A 16,837-nucleotide genomic window follows, 5' to 3' on the forward strand; every position below is an offset into this window, starting at 1 on the left:
GAGGGGCTGCATGAAAACCGTGATTTTGGCGGGAGGCCTTGGTACACGTATCAGCGAAGAATCACACCTCAAGCCGAAGCCCATGATAGAAATCGGCGGGAGGCCGATGCTATGGCATATTATGAAGATATACTCCCATTACGGCATACATGACTTCATCATATGCCTCGGCTACAAGGGATATGTCGTAAAAGAATACTTTACAAACTATTACATGCACATGTCGAATATCACGGTGAATATGGCAGACAACTGCCTCATCGTGCATGAATGCCATGCCGAGCCATGGAGCGTTACACTCATCGACACAGGGCAAGATACTTTGACTGGCGGACGGTTAAAGCGCGTCCGCGACTACATTGGTGACAGCACTTTCTGTTTCACATACGGCGACGGTGTCAGCGATGTGAATATAGAATCAGTGATCAAATTCCATCAGTCGCACGGCCGTCATGCGACAGTCACGGCCATCCAGCCGCCCGGCCGATACGGCGCCCTTGAGGTGGAGAACGGCGCGGTGGCGAGCTTCCAGGAGAAACCCGCAGGCGACGGGGCTTGGATCAACGGCGGTTTCTTCGTTCTTGAGCCTTCGGTTTTCGACTACATAGACGGAGACTACACCAGCTTCGAGCAGGACCCCCTGCAGAACTTGGCAGCGGCGGGGCAGCTGATGGCCTACCAGCACAAGGGGTTCTGGCAGGCCATGGACACCCTGCGCGACAAGAACGCCCTTGAAAGATTGTGGGAAACGAATCCCCCCTGGAAGATATGGAAATAGGATTCCTCGGAAAGGCCTACCGTGGCCGCAGGGTGCTCGTCACAGGCCACACCGGCTTCAAAGGGAGCTGGCTCTCCCTGTGGCTTTCGCACTTGGAGGCCGACACCGCCGGCTTGGCCCTGGCCCCGGAGGAAGGCGCCCATTTCAGCTCCCTCTGTCTGCAAATGCGTAGTGTCATTGGCGACATACGCGACATGGATGCCCTGGCCGGGGTTTTCGCCGCAGCCCGGCCGGAAATCGTCTTCCATTTGGCCGCGCAGCCGTTGGTGCGAAGGTCCTATCGTCAGCCAGTCGACACGTTCGACGTCAACGTCATGGGGACCGTCAACGTCCTTGAGGCCTGCCGCGCCTGCCCGGATGTGCGGGCCGTCGTGGTCGTCACGTCAGACAAATGCTACGCCAACAACGAATGGGTCTGGGGCTATCGGGAGAACGACCGGCTCGGCGGGAAGGACCCCTACAGCGCTTCCAAAGCCTGCGCAGAACTGGTCGCGGCGAGTTACCGGGACGCGTTTTTCCACTCTGGCGGACCGCTCCTGGCCACGGTGCGCGGCGGCAACGTAATCGGCGGGGGCGACTGGTCCGAGGACAGGCTGATCCCCGACTTGGTGAGGGCCGTCGGGGCTGGAGCCTCGCTGGAAGTCCGCAATCCCCTGGCCCGCCGGCCCTGGCAGCACGTGCTGGACTGCCTCGGCGGGTATCTGTGCCTCGGGGCGAAGTTGCTCGATGAGCGGAAGGATTTCGCGCAGGCCTGGAATTTCGGCCCCGACGCGGCGAAGGCCGTGACCGTCGGCGAACTGCTGGACCGCATCGCCTCCATCTGGCCCGCCGTGCGCTGGCACGTGGCGGAAAGCCCCGAACTCCGTGAGGCGCAGGCTCTGTCGATCGATTCGGCGAAAGCCCGCGCCCTGCTCAAGTGGGAGCCTGTCTGGAGCCTGGAGACCGCGCTGGCCCGCACCGGGCAATGGTACAAGGCCTTCATGGAGGATAATCGGGTGGAGAGCCACGCGCAGCTCGATGCCTATCTCGCCGACGCGGGCGGCAGGTGATGACGATCATTCCGACCCCTGTCGACGGGCTGTTCGAAGTCTCGCATACCCGCTTCACCGACAGCCGGGGGCTGTTCGAGCGCCTGTTCTGCATCGAGGCTCTGGTCTCAATCCTGAAGGGACGGCACATCGTCGCGGTCAACCACTCCAAGACCGCATCCATCGGGGCGCTGCGGGGCCTTCACTATCAGATGCCTCCCCATGCGGAGATGAAGCTCGTCTGCTGCCTGCGCGGGAGCGTGCATGACGTGGCCGTGGACATCCGCCAGGGGTCTTCGACCTTCCTTCGCCACCACACGACAATTCTCACCGGGGACAACGCGCGCATGGTCGTCATTCCCGAGGGGTTCGCCCACGGCTTCCAGGTGCTGGAGCCCGACAGCGAGCTTCTGTACCTGCACACCGCGCCGTATGCCCCGGCATCGGAACGGGGCCTGGCCTGGAACGACCCGCGCCTTGCCATCGAATGGCCCGGCCCCGTGACGGATATCTCCCAGCGCGATGGCGGCCATGCCTTCATCAACGACAGTTTTCAGGGGGTTCCCGCATGAACTGCCGCCACTGCGGTACTCCCCTGACGGATACCGTTCTCGATCTGGGCTGCGCCCCCCCGTCCAACTCCTACCTGAACAAGGCTGACCTGAACTCGCCCGAGACGCACTACCCTCTGCGCCTCTTCGCTTGCAGCCGCTGCTTCCTGGTGCAGACGGAGGATTTCACCCGGGCGGACATGCTCTTCCACCCAGACTACGCCTATTTTTCATCCGTTTCCTCCACGTGGTGCGCGCACGCGGCCCGCTACGCCGCCATGATCCGGCGCAAGCTCCGGCTCGGGCCCGGGAGCTTCGTCCTCGAGGTGGCCTCCAACGACGGCTATCTGCTCCGCAACTTCGTCGAGATGGGGATACCCTGCCTGGGCATCGAACCCACGGACCGCACCGCCGAGGCTGCGGAGCGCCTCGGCATCCCCGTCATCCGCGAGTTCTTCGGGCTCGGCCTGTCTAACAGGCTCACCGATGAGGGCCGGCAGGCCGACCTGCTCGTTGGCAACAACGTCTTCGCACACGTTCCGGACATCAACGATTTCACCGCGGGAATCAGGGAGGCCCTCAAGCCCGACGGGGTGGTCACGCTGGAGTTCCCGCACCTTTTGAAGCTTCTGCGCCTGGGGCAGTTCGATACTGTCTACCACGAGCACTACTCGTACCTCTCGCTGCGGACGGTTTGCGCCATATTTGAATCGGAGGGTCTCCGCGCCTGGCACGTGGAGCAGCTGCCCACGCACGGCGGAAGCTTGCGGGTCTACGGCTGTCGCCGCGACTCCTCACGTGCCAGGAACGCCTCCGTGTCCCGCGTGCTGGAAACGGAGCGCCGCTTCGGGCTGGACAGGATGGAGACCTACGGAGGCCTGCAGGCCAAGGCCGACCGGATCAAGGACGACCTTCTAGCCGCCCTGATCCGGCTGAAACGCCGAGGTCTGCGCCTGGCCGCTTACGGGGCGGCGGCCAAGGGCAATACGTTGCTCAACTATGCGGGGATCCGGGCCGACCTTGTACCCTACGTCTGCGACGCCGCGCCCTCCAAACAGAACCGTTTCCTGCCCGGTTCGCGCCTGCCGATCCTGCCTGTGGAAACCCTGCGGGAGGACAAGCCCGACGTCATCCTGGTTTTGCCCTGGAACATCGTCTCTGAAATCGTGGAGCATCACGGCTACGTCCGGCAGTGGGGAGGGCGTTTCCTCACGGCCGTGCCCAGCCTGAAATTCCGTTAGCGAAGCGCCATGACCATGCAGCCCAAGATACACTACACAAAGCCCTCCATCACGGAGCTCGAAATCCGGTACGCCACGGACGCGGCCGCCAACGGATGGGGGGAGCTCTGCTACGCCTACATCTCCCGTTTCGAATCCGAATTCGCCAGCTACCTGGGCGTTCCCCACGCCATAGCCACCTCCAGCTGCACCGGCGCGCTGCACATGGGGCTTGCCGCCCTGGGCATCGGCCCCGGTGACGAGGTCCTGCTTGCCGACACCAATTGGATAGCCACGGCGGCGCCCATTACCTACCTCGGGGCCACCCCGGTGTTCGCGGATGTGCTCCCGGATTCCTGGTGCCTCGACCCGGCCCGGGCGGAGCAGGCCATCACGCCCCGCACCAAGGCCATCATCGCGACGCACATCTACGGCAATCTGTGCGACATGGACGCCCTGCTCTCCATCGGCGCATCGCGCGGGATACCCGTGATCGAGGACTCCGCCGAAGCCATCGGCTCCATCTACCGGGGCAGCCGGGCAGGCTCCATGGGGCGCTTCGGCGCGTTCTCCTTCCATGGGACCAAAACCATGACCACCGGCGAAGGCGGCATGTTCGTCACCAGCGACCCCCTCCTCCACGAGCATGTTTTGACTCTCAGCAACCATGGCCGCAGCAGGACCCAGACGAAACAGTTCTGGCCCGACATGGTTGGTTTCAAATACAAGATGTCCAACGTGCAGGCAGCCATCGGCTGCGCCCAGTTGGAGCGCATCGAGGAACTCACCTTGCGCAAAAGGGAGATCTTCGCGAAGTACCGCCGGGCACTGGGCTCCCTGCCCGGGGTAAGCATGAACCCGGAACCTGACGGCACCCGCAACGGTTATTGGATGCCCACCGTGGTCTTCGCCCCGGAAACAGGCCTGACGAGGGATCGGCTGACAGCCCTGTTCAAGGAGCAAAACATAGATGCCCGGGTGTTCTTCTCCCCGCTGAGCGCGCTCGGCCTGTTCGCGGCGCAGCCGGAGAACACCGTGGCCGGCGATCTGGCGGGGAGAGCCATCAACCTGCCCAGCTACCACGACATGACCGACGAAGACATCGAGCGCGTCGCGACGACCATCCGCGGCGCCATGGGCCTCTAGCACCCCCTCCCGCAGCCGCTCCGCGCCACGCCTCAGCTACGTCTCAAGGCGCACTTCAGCCCCCCCGAACCGCCGCCGCCAGCTCCAGGTAGAACCGGCGGTGCTCCGGCGTGAGCGGCAGCTGCTCGTCCAGGGCCAGGATGGCGTAGGCGTTGGCCATGCGCGCCCGCACGGCCGCGATGTCGCGCAGCCTGCGCGCGGGCGCTCCCTGCGCGGCCAGCCGCGCGGCCCAGGCCAGGATGGTTTTGGCCCGGGCTTCCACCGTATGCCTGCGCAGCGCCTTCTCCCTGCCCGAACGCGCGATCTCCTCCAGCTTGTCCCCGGCAAGGGCGGCCAGGGCGATCCCGGCGGCGGCGGGCGCGTCTCCGCGCGGATAGACCAGCAGATCCTCCCCAGGCGTGAACAACTCCCCCAGGCCGTTGCCGATGTCCTCGGTGAGCACGGCGACCCCGCAGCACATGGCTTCGAACACCCGGAAATTGAGCTCCCCTGCGGCTGACTGGTTCAGCGCCAGCCTGCTGCGCGTGAACACCGGAGCGTAGTCCCCGCAGACCCGGGTCAGCGGGGCCAGGCGCTCGAAGGCGTCCAGAAAGGGTTTGCGCGCCGGGTTGGCCCCGGGGTCGGGCGTGCCCACGAAGGCCACGGGGATGTCCCGCCCGCCAGGCTCCAGGCCCGGCGGCACGCCCCGAAGCACGAAGGGATCGCAGAACAGCGGCAGCCACACGGCCGGGCGGGGGTGCTCGGCCTCGAACATGGGCAGGTAGTCCTTCTGGGCCACGAACACGGCGTCGAATCCGGCCGAATAGGACTGGTGCCAGGGGTTGAGATACTGGTCGATGGAGTAGGCCAGGGTGGGCCAGGGCAGGGTCTCCAGCCCGGCCACCAGGGGCGGCTTGCAGGTGTCGGCCCAGAGTACGGCGTCGGGGGCGAAGCCCCGGGCGTTCAGGATGTCGTGCAGATCCTTGAGGGAGAGGACGCGGTCCACGGGCACGTCCATGAGGCAGGACGGGCCGATGCCCAGGACCTCATGCCCCAGTTCGCGGAAGGCCCGCAGGAAGAAGTGTCCGTCGATGCACAGAATCCGCATGGCCAAGGTGTAGCCAAGCGGGGCCGGGCAGGCAACCGGGAAGCGGCGCAAAACCGGCGCTGGCAAGGCCCGGAGCGCCGGATTCAGCGCACCCTGGAGAGGTGCTTGCGTGATTGCGAACCGGGCCGCCTCGTCAAACCGAAGGGAGTGTCGCCCAGCCGAGGCCATTTCGGGGCGGCAGTGCGGAGGTCACGCCCAGACGCCGCACCCGGCCAGAATTTTGTCCACGCTCCGCCCGGCCTCAGCCTCCAGGGCCGCCAGCACGCGCCTGGCGTTGTTCAGCCGCCGGGTGATGGCCGCGGTTGCGGCCTCGTCCCCGGCGTGGAGGTCCAGCTTTTCCTGGAAGCGGGCCTCCAGGGGGATCAGGCTCGCGCCGCGCACGAACTTGTCCGCCAGGTAGACCACCTCCCGCTCGCCCAGCAGTTCGCCCTCCGGCAGCGAGACATCGCGGTGCGCGGCCACGATAGCCGCCGTGTCGCTGAAGCCGTAGCCCCGCAACAGGACGCCCCCCTCCCTCTCGTGGTCGGGTTTGCCCTTGGCCACGTCGTGCAGCAGGCCGGCGGTGCGCACCGACTCCAGGTCCAGGGCGCGCCCGGCGGCATTGAGGGCCTTGGCGAAGCAGAGGGCCACCTTGGCCACGGCCTCCCCGTGGGCCCTGCCGCGCTCGTTCATGTCCAGGATGTCCAGCAGGGCCCGGGTCTCCTCCGGGGTGGCTATGCCCGAGCGCCGCAGCCTGATCTGGGCGGCCCGGTAGTCTTCCCCGGTGTCCATGTCGGTCAGTATGTTGCTGTCCGGCACGGGCACGTCCACCCCGGGGAGCCCGTTCAGGAGGGCTCGCAGCCCGCCGCCCTTTTGCCAGTTCAGGATGCGCTGGGCGTGGCCCATGGAGATCAGCGGCGGATGCCCGCGCTTGCCGTTGAAGGAGGGCAGAAGCACCCCTGGGCCGTCGGAACGCCAGCGGGAGAGCAGCGTCTTCACCGTGGAGACGCGCACCAGGGGGATGTCCACCGGGAGCAGGAAGAAGGCCTCGGTATCCTCAGGGAGGGCGGCCACGCCGGCCTGTACGGAGCTGAACATGCCCCGGTCCGGATACGGGTTGCGCACGCCCTCGATGCCGAAGCGGGTGGCCTCGGCCAGCACGTCGTCCGCGCGGTGCCCCGCGACCACCATGATGCGCTCGACCCCGGCGTGGAAGAAAAGGCCCGCGCAACGGCGCAGCACGCTCACGCCGCCCAGGGGCAGCAGCGGCTTGAAGCCGTCCATGCGGGTGGAGAATCCGGCGGCCAGGACGAGCGCGGCCACGCGGCCGGGCCTGCCCCCTCCCGCCGGTGCGGGGTCATTTGCGATTGTGTGGTCCATGCCCGCGTCCTCCTAGCGAATGGCGGCGTCAAGCTCAAGATGCCACCTTGCCGCAAGAAGTGCGGATATTCCAGTACGAATCCGGCGAGATGGGAACAAAAATAGACCAGCCCGCCTGCCCGCCCCGGATCAAGCCCCAGGGAGGAACACGGGCAGGCGCTCCGCCCGGCCCAGCAAGGCCGGGCGGAGCGCGCGCCGCGCCCAAGGCGGGAGGTTTCGCCGGGGGCGCGGCGCGCCTCGCACAACTGCCGCCGCCACGGCTGCTGTCCGTGGAAACTATCTCCCGGCAGTCACACATCCTGGCCGATGGCGGCCTCAGGGCCGGGCAGGGTCAGCAACAGCGCCCGCGCGGCCCGGGGACGAGCCTCAGCGGGATTCGCACATGGCTTCCACCAAGGCGGTGCGCATGTCCTTGTCCTGGGGCACGCCGTTGAGCTCCAGAGCGTTCATGTTCCAGCTGCGGTTGTGGGAATTGATGGTGAACTGCAGCAGGGCGTTCACCGTCTTGCCGGCGTAGTCCATCCTGCCGCGCACATTGACCACCACTTCGCCATCAGCCGTCTCGCCGGATTCCCAGCGGGGATTTTGCAGGAAATTGTCCACGATGTGGCCCATGTAATACTTCTTGCACTTGTTGAAGCTCTGCTGCCGCAGCCATTCGACCACCTCGGAGTAGGCGAAGCACGCCGAGGACGAGAACACGAGGCAAAGGGTGAGGAACAGGGACCTGAAGAACATGAAGCCGTCTCCTTCCGGGCTTCGCCCGCCTGCGGGCCCGAAGCGTTACAGAGTTGAGGCGCGCCACTTGGGCGAACTTGCAGGTTGAACTCCTTGGCGATGGTCATGATGGCCTTCTCCAGCTTCATATGCAGCGCCTTGGGTTCCTCCCCGGTAGATCCGCCGGGTCCCGGCGCGCGCGGCATGCCCTGCCGCTCCCGGAACGCCTGGGCTCGGGGACTCTATGCCTCCAATCGGGGGGGAAGTATGTGGGGGGAATCACTCAACCGCGTAGGGGGATTCCCCTGCACGGCGGCGCGGAACGCCGGTCAACGCGGCGCGATGCACCCGGGGGGACGTGTCATTTCATCCGTTGGATGGCGTGCTTCTTCAGGGCCTTCATGCCGCTGAGCCCCAGCTTGTCCATGATGCGCGCGCAGTAGGACTCCACGGTGCGGGCGCTGATGGAGAGCGCGGCAGCGATGTCCGCGGCGGATTCGCCCCTGCCCAGCAGGCCGAGGATCTGACCCTCCCGCTCGGAGAGCGCCCCCGCGTCCTGCCCGGCCCCGCCGGGGGCGCCCCGCTCCACCAGGCTCCTGCCCGCGCGGGGGCTCACGTAACGCCCGCCGGCCGCCACTTCGGCCAGGGCGTCCAGCAGCACGGAGGACACCTCGCGTTTGGTCACGTAGCCGCCCGCCCCCGCCGCGAAGGCCCGCTCGATGGTCTCCGCGTCCTCGTGCATGGAATAGATCAGGGCGGGGATGCCGCGTCGCCGCAGCTCCTCCAGCAGGGCCAGCCCGCTCTCCTCGCCCAGGGAGAGGTCCACCAGGGCGATCTGCGCCCCGGACGCCCCGACGCGCTCCAGAAACTCGGCCTTCCCGCCGGCCTCGCCGCAGACCGTGTGCCGCTCCTGCCCCAGCAGCAGGGCCAGGCCCTGGCGAACGGCAGGGTGATCGTCCACCAGGAAGACACGCATGCCCGGTGTCATTTCCACGTCAGCGCTCCTTCTTGAACGTGTTCCGGGGGGCCGTCAGCCCTCCGCTCCTGCCGGCCTGCAAGGCGCCGTGCAGCGGACCAGGGTGCCCCCGCCCGGGGCGTCCTCCACGGTAAGCTCCGCCCCGATGATCCGGGCCCTGTGGGCCATGATGCCCATGCCCAGCCCCCCGGAGCCGCGCGCGGCCGCACTCCTGCCGATGCCGTCGTCGCGCACGGTCAGGGTCACGCTGCCGCCCTCCCGGCAGGCGAACTCCACCTGGATGCGGCCCGGGCTGGCGTGCTTCACGGCGTTGGCCATGGCCTCCTGCCCGATGCGGTAGAGCTGGGTGACCAGCCCGTTGCGGCACCCCCCGCCGCAGCCCCGCCGCTGGCTGAACTCGATGGCGATGCCGCTCGCGGCGGCGGTGCGGCGCACCAGTTCCTCCAGGGAGGGGCCGTTGCCCCCGGGGCCGTGCTCCACGGGCCACAGCCCGCAGGAAAGATCGTAGGCCTGGTTCACGGATTCCTCAAGCAGTCCGGCCAGCTGCCTGAGTTCCCGGCTGTTGGCGTCACCCTCCGGGGTCTTGCGCGTAAGCACCTCGCAGCGCAGCCTGGCCCCGGTGAGCTGCTGGCAGAGGCCGTCGTGCAGGTCGTGGCTGAGGCGCCTGCGCTCCTCCTCGCTGATGTCCACGACGCGCCGCTCCAGGCGGGCGCGCTCGGCCATCTCCCGCTCCACGGCGTCGTTCTTGCGCTCCAGCTCCACCGAGAGCCTCTCCACCGAGGCGAAAGCCCGCGAGAACCGCAGCGACAGGGCGAACGCCTGGAACAGGATGAACACGAACATCCCCACAGGGAGCAGGTAGACGCTGTGGATCAGCCCCATGTCCGCGAGCATGTCGTTGATGCCCACAACCCCCAGCACCAGGAAGCCCCACAGGATGAAGGCGGCCCCTTCCCGCCCCCTGCGCCAGGCCGTGAACAGCCTGCAGAGGCAATAGATGATCAGGCCGATGGACACGGAGTAATACGCCGGCAGCACGGTGCTGGCGGCCATCATTGGCAGCGCGGCTGTGGCCAGGGCGAAGGCGGCCGCCAGGACAGAGCAGGCCAGCTGCGGCAGGCGCGGGAACTCCAGCGGATACAGGGTGCGGAAGAAGGTGAAGCCGATGGGCACGGAGACGATGAAGCCAATCACGGAGATCCTGTCCATCAGGGCGGCGGAGACGTCAGGCAGGAACAGGCGGGCCACCCAGTCGCTGGAGTCGGCCTGGGCGTAGTTGACCATCCAGGCCAGGCAATAGCAGCCGAAGTACAGGGGCGAGCGGTTGGAGCGTCGGAACCAGAACAGCGCGAGGTGATAAACGCCCATCACCAGCAGGCTGCCCACGAAAAACAGGGCCACGCACCACTGCCTGGTCTGCGCCGCCTCCATGGCCGCGCGCGGCCCGATCCTGACGGGCGCCAGCACCCCGGCCTCGCGGTAGCTGTGGTTGGAGATCTGCAGCACCAGTTCCAGGGGCCCGCCCTCCGCCGGGAAGGCGGCCAGGAGCACGGAGGGCTTGGGCACTTCAGCCTCCGCGGAGCGGCTCACGATGCCGCTTTGCGCGCACAGGCGCCCGTTGACCCACAGGGAGGACGCCGAGTTGACCGAGGCCAGGCGCACGGCCAGTTCCTGCTTCGCCGCGCCGGGCAGCACGACCAGGCGCAGGGTGGCGCAGCCCGCCGAGGGCAGGGGCTTGCCCTCCACCTCGAAGGCGTTCCAGGCCGATGGCAGCTCCAGGTAGCCCGTGAGAGAGGGACGTTCACCGCCGGCGAGGCCGGAGCGGAAGTCGTCCGGCTGGAGCAGCTGGTTCCAGTAGAGTTCCCACTCCCCGTCCAGGCGAACCGGCCCGCCGCCCGCCAGCCCCATGCCGGAAAGGTCCAGCACGCCCCCGGCGGCGCGGGGCGCGCCCGGGCCGGACACGCAGCCGCAGCACAGCAGCGCGGCCAACACAGCGCAGGCGAGTACGGCGTTGCGCGCCTTCATGACCGGCGGGGCCTCATTCCCGGAATGTACCGGAAGAACGCGCCCCAAGGCAAGGCGGCCCGCCGGGGAGCTTCCCCGGCCTCAGGGTTGTGCGTGAAAGAGGCGGCGCGGCCTGCCAGCACGTCTCCGAGCATTCCCGAACCTGCCCGCCCCCGCCCGCACGCGGGCCCTGCTGCCCACACCTCTCCGCTCATACGGCAGCCCGGGCATGGGGCTTATGGCTCCTCCAGCCGGAGACGGTAGGCCGAACCGCGCGCCACCAAACGAAAAGCCCCCGAAGCGACCGCTGCGGGGGCTGCTCAAACGGCTGGCCGTGCCTGATTCATCCAGCGGGCGGAAAGTTCATGACGAACGCCTTTATCTCGTCGCGCACCCGCCGGTAGTGGCCCATGACCTCCTCCTCGGAGGAGGCTCCGGCGGCCAGGGAGGGCGGGTCGTCGAACTGGGCGTGCATGATCCTGCCCGCCCCCGGCAGGATCGGGCAGTGCTCCTTGGCGTGGTCGCACAGGGTGACCACGAAGTCGAACTCCTTCACAGGCAGTTCGTCCACGGTCTTGGAGGTCTGGCCGGAGATGTCCACCCCGGCCTCGGCCATGGCCTTCACGGCCCTGGGGTTCATCCCGTGCTTCATGATCCCGGCCGACCAGGGCTCGATCTCCGGGGAGCGCAAGGCCCGCGCGAACCCTTCCGCCATCTGGCTCCGGCAGGAGTTGCCGGTGCACAGGAACAGCACCCTCATCTTCTGACTCATAGGCTTTTCCCCCATTCGTTTGAATGATGACCTGCCACGTATCCCGCTTCTAGCATCGCGGCGGCTGGGTGCAAGCAAAAGTCTCGTTTTTTTGCTGGCGGGAAGGTTCTGGACGGCCGTGATGGGGCCTGCGGGGCTCAGTTTTCCATGCGGGAGAGCTCTTCCAGGATGGCCGACGGGTCCAGGAGGGTGATGCTGCGGCGCGTGACCTTGATGAGCCCGCGCTCCTCGAAGGAGGCCAGCGTCTCGCTGACGGTCTGCTGGCAGGAGCCGGTCATGGAGGCCATCTGACCCTGGGTGAGTTTGGCGGGAACGTCCACGGGGCCGCCCTTGGCCTGGGCGATCTCGTCGTGGGAGAGGCAGACCAGCAGCTTGAGCAGGCGGGTGGCCACGCCGCAGGTCATCAGGTTCTCGAGCTGCCCCGTAAGGTAACGGATGCGCCGCCCCAGCACCTCGATGGCGCGCCGGGCCAGCAGGGGGTGATCGAGCATCAGGTCCAGAAACTCCTTGCGGCCCACCTCAAGGATGACGCCGTCCGAGATGGCCTGGGCCGAGCACTTGCGCGTCTCCCCTCCCACGATCTCGGCCAGGCCGAACATCTCGCCCGGGGAGCGGATGAAGAAGGTGGGCTCCTTGCCGTGCAGGGAGATGCGGAAAATCTTCACCGAGCCGTGGTCCAGGTAGTAGCAGCGGGTGCAGCGGTCGTTCTCGAAGAAGATGATGTCGTTCTTCTTCACGCGCCGCGTGGCGGCCAAGGCCCTGAAGGCCTCGAACTCGCGCTCCAGGCCGTCGAAGAAGCCGCCTTTGATCAGGTGCCAGTCCATGTGGGGGGTGTCGGGGGCCATGCTTCAAGCATAGTCCCACCGTGCAGGAGGTCAAGGGGCCGCCCGAAGGCGGCGCTTCAGCCAGATGCAAAACCCCGAAGATGGGGTTTCGGGAGCCGCTGACGGGCAGCAAAGCCGCCCTGCTCCAAGCTCCGCTACGCGGAGGACTGCTGGCAAAGTCCCAAAGCCGCCTTTGCCAGCAGCCATGGGGCCGCCCGAAGGCGGCCCCTTAGGCTCTCAGTCCTCAATGTCCAGGCGGTTGCGGTACTTGTAGGTCACGGTCTGGCCGTGGATGTCCGTGCACTTCCAGGTGATGCTGTTCTTGCCCATGATGGGTTTCAGCGTGGCCTTGTGGTAGCCCAGCTGGTAGGGGATGCGCGTCTCGATGGCGTTTCGCGGGCACATCTTCACGCAGGACATGCAGTCCCAGCAGTCCCGGTTGGCGTGGCAGTGGGATTTTCCGTCCGCGCCGACGTACATCAGGTCGCCCGGGCAGGCCTCCTCGCAGAAAGATTCCTCGCGGCCTTCACAGCCGTTGCACTTCTTCGGATCGACAATAGGCGGCATGGTTTCCTCCTTTAGGGCTTGTAGCGGTCGCCGGGCACCAGCTGCTCGTAGGGCCGGGTGAAGGTCTCGATCTCTCCCGTGGCCATGTTCCTGCGGCTCTCCACGTGGCAGTCGTAGGCGGGGTCCACTTCCGGGTAGTCGGCGCGGGTCTGCCAGCCCTGCCAGCGGGTCTCCTTGCGGAACTTCAGGTGGTGGCAGAGCACCTCGGCCACGTCGATGCGGTCGATGACCTCGTGCACGCTCATCAGGTCGTGCAGGTCCGTGGCCGCCAGGTATTTCGTCTGCTCCCGGAGCATGGCCAGGTGTTTCAGCGCGTAGTCCAGCCGCTCCTCGTTGGTGCGGTAGAACTGGCTGGTGCCGCCCGCGTACTCGTCCATGAGCCGCTGCAGGCGCTCCTCCATCTCCAGGGCGCGCAGGCCGTCGAAGCCCTCCCCGCGCAGCAGGGGCGCGAACACGCGGGCCTTCTCCGCCTCGATCTGCGCGGCGTCGGGTTCGGGCAGCTCGAGCCCCTTGATGTAGTCCGCCGCTCCGCGCAGGGCCAGCTTGCCCTCGGCCGCGCAGCCGCCCACGAACTTGTTGGGGTTGCCCCCGGCGGTTTCCCCGGCGGCGAACAGGCCCGGGATGGTGGTCATGCGCTCCATGTCCACCCAGAAGCCGGACTGGGTGTGCCCGCCCACGATGTACGGGTCGGAGCCGTAGATCTCGATGGGCTCCTTCACGGGGTCCTGGCCGCGGCTGGCCAGGAAGAGCACGAAGCTGGGGCGCTCGTTAAGGTAGTCGGTCATCATCTGCTTGGCCAGCTCCGGCTCCATGCCGCGCGTGTCGCAGTAGGTGGGGCCGCGCCCGGCCAGCCACTCCTCCATGGGGGCGTTGGCGCGGATGTAGCGCGGAGCCTTGTCCGCGCCCAGGTGGGCGTAGCGCTGCTTCATGATTCGCTCGCCCTTGGCGTTGATGATGGGAGCCTTGTAGCCCACGGAGATGGTGTCCACGGGGCCGCAGAAGTCCTTGGTGCGGGTGGCGACCCAGCGCTGCTCCATGGATGTCATCTCGGCGCCCTGCCGGATGCCCACGGCGTAGCCGGTGCCCACGCAGTAGGGGCACATCCAGATCTGGTGATGGCTGTCCGTGGCGTCGGCGGTGTAGCTCTTGTAGAGCCCGGCCGCGCCGCCCGTGGCGTTGATGGTGGCCTTGGCGTTGAACACGTAGAACTTGCCGTCGCGCACGCCGAAGCCCAGCGCGCCCACGCAGCGTCCGCCGTCCATGAGCAGCTGGGTGCAGGCCACGCGGTTGTAGATCCGGGCTCCAGCCTCGATGGCCTTCTCGGCCATGATGGGCTTGAGCTGCTCGCCGTGGATGGAGATGTCCCAGGCGCCCCGGTAGCGGATCTTGCCCTCGGCGTCCCGCAGGATGGGCAGGCCCCAGCGCTCCAGGTCGTCCACGGATTCATTGAGCTCGCGGGCGTTGGAGAGGGCCAGGTCCTCCCGGATGGGGCCGCCGCCCACCTGGGAACGGCACCAGCGCACCAGGTCCTCGGGGGTCTTGCCTTCGGGGATGTAGGTGTTGATGGCGTCCATGCCCGCCGAGCACGCGCCGGAGCGCATGATGTGGGCCTTCTCCATGATGACGACCTTGAGCGAGGGGTCGAGCTTGGCGGCCTCCACGGCGGAGAAGCAGCCGGCGTTGCCGCCGCCGATGATCAGGATGTCGCAGTCCACCTGGACGGTTTCGACGGCGTCCAGGCTGGTGGGATTTTGAACCATGCGGGGCATGATGAGGTCCTCCTAGTAGGGCCAGGGGGCGTTGGGGTTCCAGACGGGCAGCCCGAACAGGGCGTACCAGGGGGCCATGACGCAGATGCCGAAGGCGATGGCCAGCAGGATGCAGACCCAGCCGGATTTGGCGTAGTCCGCCGTGGAGAAGGTGCCCGTGCCGTAGGCGATGACGGCGGCGGTGATCTGCGTGGGCAGCAGGTAGGCGAAGGTGTCCACGTTGCAGATCAGCAGCGTGAAGGCCACCGGGTGCAGCCCCACCTTGGGGGCCATGGCGAAGACGATGGGGGCGAGCATGGCAACGGCTGCCACGTTGGAGAGCATGCCGATGCGCAGCACCTGCGTGCCGAGCATCATCACCAGAAGCGTCTGCCACCAGCCCATGCCCTGGACCATCACGTGTATGTGGTCGGCCATCCATCCGGCCAGGCCAGACTTGCTCATGGCGTCGGTCATGGTGATGGCGCCACCGAGGAGTAGGAAAGTTCCCCAGATGGTGCGGTCCTGCACGGCCTTCCACTTGAAGGGGAACAGGCCCGGGATGAAAAGGATCATGATGCCCACCAGCCCGATCACGCCCAACTGGTACTCGTGGAACACCACGGGGCTGCCCTTGCCGGTCATGAACAGCACGCCGACCAGGCCGAAGACTGCGAGCATGGCCCACTCGGAGCGGGTCATGGGGCCGAGTTCCTTGTGCTGGCGGTGGATTTCCTCGTGGCCGCCCGCGATGACCACGCCGCCGGTTTTGAAGTGGAAGCGCACCCACCACTGGGTCAGGGCGAACATGCCGATGTAGGGCAGATGCAGGAGCATCCAGTTGAAGTAGCCCAGGTTGCGGAAACCGCTCTTCTCGAAGAGCCCGGTCATGATGAGGTTGGGCATGTGCCCGGTGAGGATGAAAATGCCCGAGATCATGCTGGCGTAGACCATCGACTGGATCACGATGGCCTTCTTGGCCTCGCGTTCGCGCGGGGTGTCGCCCAGGATGTTGGTGATGCCCTGGACGACGGGCATGACCGTGGCGGCGCGCGCGTTGGCGGCGGGGATCAGGAAGGCCAGCACGATGTTCACCCAGAACATGCCCCAGATGATGCGCCCCACGTTGGAAGCCTTGATCTTGTCCAGGATGGCCAGGGCGATGCGTTTGTCCATTCTCAGGAGTTGGATGATGGCCCCGGCGAAGAACGCGAACAGGCACAGCCACACTTCATGGGTGGTGAAGCCGGAAAACACCTGGCCCATGGGCGGCCTGCCGTTGTTCCAGGGCAAGGCCTTGGTGAGCACCAAGAGCGTGGGGATGGAGATGCCCGTGATGCCGACGGGCATGGCCTCGGTGACCCACATGATCGATGCCCAGACCAGGATGGCCAGGACGGACATGCCCTCTGGCTTGAGCCCCTCGGGCAGCGGCAACACGTTGTTGATGAGGAAGAACAGGCCCCAGGCGGCGGCATACCCGCCCCAGGTGGTCAGGGGGCTTTGCCCGCACTGACTGAGATTCTCGGAAATGTAGGTTCCGAGCCCTCCCCTGCACGAATTGACGGTCTCTGCGGACCCGTTGGCCATGCGTCACCTCCAGTAGGGCCGCGAATGCGGCTTGGTATGGTGGACGTCTAGCCCGAAGCGGGAAAGGAGAGTATCGCGGCGGCGATAAAGCGGGAAAATTCGTCTCTTATTGCTGCCGCAGCGCAAGGAGGGCATAGAAACAATAGGAAGCGATGGAATCAAATGGCTTGTCAGGCTTGCGGCTGAGGGTGCCCCCTTTTGTTGGATCGAACTGAGGCCCGTGCAGGTCGGAATAGGAGACGCCCTGCCACTTATCCAGCCGAGATGAGCAGACCGCCCGCCTGCGGGCCGCACCGCCTCCCCCTCCCCTCATTCCTGCGCTCCAACGCAGAAAGGCCCGTCGTTAGACGGGCCTTTCTGTTTGGGAAAAGGATCCTGGCAGCGACCTACTTTCCCACCAGCGGTCCTGGCAGTATCATCGGCGATGGAGGGCTTAACTTCCGAGTTCGGAATGGGATCGGGTGTACCCC

General features: G+C 66.6%; 15 protein-coding genes and 1 rRNA gene. 5 read left to right on the plus strand and 11 right to left on the minus strand.

Annotated features, from left to right (window positions below; genetic code table 11):
- Nucleotides 1–10: 10 nt before the first annotated feature.
- Genes rfbF through MLE18_RS12630 form a run of 5 tightly spaced genes read left to right on the plus strand, consistent with a single transcriptional unit; the run spans nucleotide 11 to nucleotide 4,723 of the window.
- On the plus strand, nucleotides 11–778 hold the full coding sequence (gene rfbF, locus MLE18_RS12610; RefSeq protein WP_243439159.1) for a glucose-1-phosphate cytidylyltransferase: 768 nt from the start codon (nucleotides 11–13) through the stop codon (nucleotides 776–778).
- Nucleotides 769–1,827 (plus strand): CDP-glucose 4,6-dehydratase, encoded by a 1,059-nt coding sequence (gene rfbG, locus MLE18_RS12615; protein WP_243439160.1) that lies wholly within the window; start codon nucleotides 769–771, stop codon nucleotides 1,825–1,827. The genes rfbF and rfbG overlap by 10 nt, the downstream gene beginning before the upstream one ends.
- A complete protein-coding gene (locus MLE18_RS12620; protein ID WP_243439161.1) occupies nucleotides 1,827–2,378 on the plus strand; it encodes a dTDP-4-dehydrorhamnose 3,5-epimerase family protein in 552 nt (183 codons plus the stop codon). The genes rfbG and MLE18_RS12620 overlap by 1 nt, the downstream gene beginning before the upstream one ends.
- Nucleotides 2,375–3,598 (plus strand): class I SAM-dependent methyltransferase, encoded by a 1,224-nt coding sequence (locus MLE18_RS12625; RefSeq protein WP_243439162.1) that lies wholly within the window; start codon nucleotides 2,375–2,377, stop codon nucleotides 3,596–3,598. Before MLE18_RS12620 ends, MLE18_RS12625 begins: the two co-directional genes overlap by 4 nt.
- Nucleotides 3,599–3,607: 9 nt before the next feature.
- Nucleotides 3,608–4,723, plus strand: coding sequence for a DegT/DnrJ/EryC1/StrS family aminotransferase (locus MLE18_RS12630; RefSeq protein WP_243439163.1), 1,116 nt, complete (start codon nucleotides 3,608–3,610; stop codon nucleotides 4,721–4,723).
- Nucleotides 4,724–4,778: 55 nt separating this feature from the next.
- On the opposite strand, the gene MLE18_RS12635 is transcribed toward MLE18_RS12630, so the two are convergent.
- The 11 genes from MLE18_RS12635 to rrf all read right to left on the minus strand — a co-directional run.
- Nucleotides 4,779–5,876 (minus strand): glycosyltransferase family protein, encoded by a 1,098-nt coding sequence (locus MLE18_RS12635; protein WP_243439164.1) that lies wholly within the window; start codon nucleotides 5,874–5,876, stop codon nucleotides 4,779–4,781.
- A gap of 123 nt (nucleotides 5,877–5,999) precedes the next feature.
- Nucleotides 6,000–7,169 carry a DVU_1551 family NTP transferase gene (locus MLE18_RS12640; protein ID WP_243439165.1) on the minus strand — a complete coding sequence of 390 codons (1,170 nt, stop codon included), beginning with the start codon at nucleotides 7,167–7,169 and terminating at the stop codon, nucleotides 6,000–6,002.
- Between the two features lie 366 nt (nucleotides 7,170–7,535).
- Nucleotides 7,536–7,907, minus strand: coding sequence for a hypothetical protein (locus MLE18_RS12645; protein ID WP_243439166.1), 372 nt, complete (start codon nucleotides 7,905–7,907; stop codon nucleotides 7,536–7,538).
- 340 nt (nucleotides 7,908–8,247) lie between these two features.
- Entirely contained in the window at nucleotides 8,248–8,874 is a 627-nt protein-coding gene (locus MLE18_RS12650) for a response regulator transcription factor (RefSeq protein WP_243439173.1), read from the minus strand.
- Nucleotides 8,875–8,916: 42 nt separating this feature from the next.
- A complete protein-coding gene (locus MLE18_RS12655) occupies nucleotides 8,917–10,887 on the minus strand; it encodes a sensor histidine kinase (RefSeq protein WP_243439167.1) in 1,971 nt (656 codons plus the stop codon).
- Between the two features lie 322 nt (nucleotides 10,888–11,209).
- Nucleotides 11,210–11,638, minus strand: a complete 429-nt coding sequence (locus MLE18_RS12660) for an arsenate reductase ArsC (protein ID WP_243439168.1) — start codon at nucleotides 11,636–11,638, stop codon at nucleotides 11,210–11,212.
- Between the two features lie 137 nt (nucleotides 11,639–11,775).
- Nucleotides 11,776–12,483 (minus strand): Crp/Fnr family transcriptional regulator, encoded by a 708-nt coding sequence (locus tag MLE18_RS12665; RefSeq protein ID WP_243439169.1) that lies wholly within the window; start codon nucleotides 12,481–12,483, stop codon nucleotides 11,776–11,778.
- A 216-nt stretch (nucleotides 12,484–12,699) separates the two neighbouring features.
- Nucleotides 12,700–13,029, minus strand: a complete 330-nt coding sequence (locus MLE18_RS12670; RefSeq protein WP_243439170.1) for a 4Fe-4S binding protein — start codon at nucleotides 13,027–13,029, stop codon at nucleotides 12,700–12,702.
- An 11-nt stretch (nucleotides 13,030–13,040) separates the two neighbouring features.
- Nucleotides 13,041–14,798, minus strand: coding sequence for an adenylyl-sulfate reductase subunit alpha (locus MLE18_RS12675; protein ID WP_243439171.1), 1,758 nt, complete (start codon nucleotides 14,796–14,798; stop codon nucleotides 13,041–13,043).
- 12 nt (nucleotides 14,799–14,810) lie between these two features.
- On the minus strand, nucleotides 14,811–16,367 hold the full coding sequence (locus MLE18_RS12680; RefSeq protein ID WP_243439172.1) for an SLC13 family permease: 1,557 nt from the start codon (nucleotides 16,365–16,367) through the stop codon (nucleotides 14,811–14,813).
- A gap of 373 nt (nucleotides 16,368–16,740) precedes the next feature.
- Nucleotides 16,741–16,837 (minus strand): 5S ribosomal RNA (rrf, locus tag MLE18_RS12685); the annotation flags it as partial.

This window comes from Fundidesulfovibrio soli (assembly GCF_022808695.1).
GTDB lineage: Bacteria > Desulfobacterota > Desulfovibrionia > Desulfovibrionales > Desulfovibrionaceae > Fundidesulfovibrio > Fundidesulfovibrio soli.